Below are 2863 nucleotides of genomic sequence, written 5' to 3'. Positions count from 1 at the left end.
AACGCGGACCAGGCCAGTGCCTGACATTCAACTAGCAGAACACTCTGGAAAGTGTGGCCATAGCGGGTGACAGCCCCGTATGCGAAAGTGATGTGTCGGGACTTGAGTAGGGCGGGACACGTGTAATCCTGTCTGAATATAGGGGGACCACCCTCTAAGCCTAAATACTCCTACATGACCGATAGTGAACTAGTACCGTGAGGGAAAGGTGAAAAGCACCCCGATGAGGGGAGTGAAACAGTACCTGAAACGGATTGCCTACAAGCAGTGGGAGCCTCTTTATGGGGTGACCGCGTACCTCTTGCATAATGGGTCTGTGACTTAATGTACCAAGCAAGCTTAAGCCGATAGGTGTAGGCGCAGCGAAAGCGAGTCTGAATAGGGCGAATGAGTTTGGTGTATTAGACCCGAAACCCGGCGATCTAGGCATGACCAGGATGAAGGTGCGGTAACACGCACTGGAGGTCCGAACCGATTAACGTTGAAAAGTTACCGGATGAGTTGTGTTTAGGGGTGAAAGGCCAATCAAGCCGGGAAATAGCTGGTTCTCCGCGAAAACTATTGAGGTAGTGCCTCGAGCGAATACCCTAGGGGGTAGAGCACTGGATGGGCTAGGGCGGCGCGAGCTGTACCAAACCTAACCAAACTCCGAATACCTAGGAGTACTACTCGGGAGACAGACGGCGGGTGCTAAGGTCCGTCGTCAAAAGGGAAACAGCCCTGACCTACAGCTAAGGTCCCCAAGTCACGTCTAAGTGGGAAAGCATGTGGGAATCCCAAAACAACCAGGAGGTTGGCTTAGAAGCAGCCATCCTTTAAAGAAAGCGTAACAGCTCACTGGTCTAAATAAGGGTTCCTGCGGCGAAGATGTAACGGGGCTCAAGACGTGCACCGAAGCTTAGGGTGTGATCTTTGATCACGCGGTAGCGGAGCGTTCCGTACGCCAGTGAAGCGGGAGGGTAACCGACCGTGGAGGTATCGGAAGTGCGAATGCAGACATGAGTAGCGATAAAGAGGGTGAGATGCCCTCTCGCCGAAAGACCAAGGGTTCCTGCGCAAGGCTAATCCGCGCAGGGTGAGCCGGCCCCTAAGACGAGCCCGAAGGGGGTAGTCGATGGGAACCACGTTAATATTCGTGGGCCTGGTGGTGTGTGACGGATGGTGTGTGTTGTACGTCCTTATCGGATTGGACGTGCTTCGAAACTGTCCCGGGAAATAGCCCCACCGTATAGACCGTACCCGAAACCGACACAGGTGGTCAGGTAGAGTATACCAAGGCGCTTGAGAGAAGTGTCCTGAAGGAACTCGGCAAATTGCCTCCGTACCTTCGGAAGAAGGAGGCCCAACATAGGCGCAAGCTCTTGTTGGGGGCACAGGCCAGGGGGTAGCGACTGTTTAGCAAAAACACAGGGCTCTGCTAAGTCGGCTTCAAGACGACGTATAGGGTCTGACGCCTGCCCGGTGCCTGAAGGTTAAGTGGAGGGGTGCAAGCTCCGAAATGAAGCCCAGGTAAACGGCGGCCGTAACTATAACGGTCCTAAGGTAGCGAAATTCCTTGTCGGGTAAGTTCCGACCTGCACGAATGGCGTAACGACTTCCCCACTGTCTCCAGGACATGCTCAGCGAAATTGAATTCTCCGTGAAGATGCGGAGTACCCGCGGTTAGACGGAAAGACCCCGTGCACCTTTACTGCAGCTTCAGAGTGGCATTAGGAAAGAACTGTGTAGCATAGGTGGGAGGCTTTGAAGCATTGTCGCCAGATGATGTGGAGCCATAGGTGAAATACCACCCTGTTGTTTTCTGATGTCTAACCTCGAACCATGAAACTGGTTCAGGGACCCTCTGTGGCGGGTAGTTTGACTGGGGCGGTCGCCTCCTAAAGAGTAACGGAGGCGTGCGAAGGTTGGCTCAGGTCGGTTGGAAACCGACCGTTAGAGTGCAATGGCATAAGCCAGCCTGACTGCGAGACTGACAAGTCGAGCAGAGACGAAAGTCGGTCATAGTGATCCGGTGGTCCCTCGTGGAAGGGCCATCGCTCAACGGATAAAAGGTACGCCGGGGATAACAGGCTGATAACCCCCAAGAGCTCATATCGACGGGGTTGTTTGGCACCTCGATGTCGGCTCATCACATCCTGGGGCTGGAGCAGGTCCCAAGGGTTTGGCTGTTCGCCAATTAAAGTGGTACGTGAGCTGGGTTCAGAACGTCGCGAGACAGTTTGGTCCCTATCTGCCGTGGGCGTCGAAATTTGAGAGGAGTTGACCCTAGTACGAGAGGACCGGGTTGAACATACCTCTGGTGTACCTGTCGTCGTGCCAACGGCGCAGCAGGGTAGCTATGTATGGACGGGATAACCGCTGAAAGCATCTAAGCGGGAAGCCTCCCTCGAGATAAGATTTCTTAGGACGGTCGGAGACCACGACCTTGATAGATCGGATGTGGAAGTGCGGTAACGCATGGAGCTAACCGATACTAATTGTCCTATTCGCGCTTGATGAGTTCACACCGCCAACATCAGCTCTGACACACACGTCAGCCGATGTTGTGGTTACGAAACTCAGCCTATTTTGCACGGGCACCGATTTGAAAACCGCGATACGCGCTGGCTCCATTGCTTGGTGACCATAGCGTCTGTGACCCACCCGATCCCATCCCGAACTCGGCCGTGAAACCAGACTGCGCCAATGGTACTAGGGCTCAAGCTCTGGAAGAGTAGGTCGTCGCCAGGCATTGAAGCCAGCGCGCATCGCAAAAAACCCATTCACATTGTCAGATACGCAAAAACACAAAATGCGCGTCGTGCCCTCCACAGCGCGGCGCGCTTTTGTCTTCCACCGTATCACTTGGTGGCGCGGGGTGGAG

At 54.3% G+C, this 2863-nt stretch carries 2 rRNA genes; both read left to right on the top strand.

What is annotated here, in order from left to right:
- Positions 1–2496 (top strand): 23S ribosomal RNA (locus ACFSC3_RS20620); the annotation flags it as partial.
- Positions 2497–2615: 119 nt separating this feature from the next.
- A 5S ribosomal RNA gene (gene rrf, locus ACFSC3_RS20615) occupies positions 2616–2730 on the top strand.
- Positions 2731–2863 lie beyond the last annotated feature (133 nt).

Origin of the sequence: Sphingomonas floccifaciens, assembly GCF_042681125.1 — a bacterium.
GTDB lineage: Bacteria > Pseudomonadota > Alphaproteobacteria > Sphingomonadales > Sphingomonadaceae > Sphingomonas > Sphingomonas floccifaciens.
The sequence above is the reverse complement of the archived record's forward strand: the minus strand, read 5'-3'. Positions and strand labels throughout refer to the sequence as shown.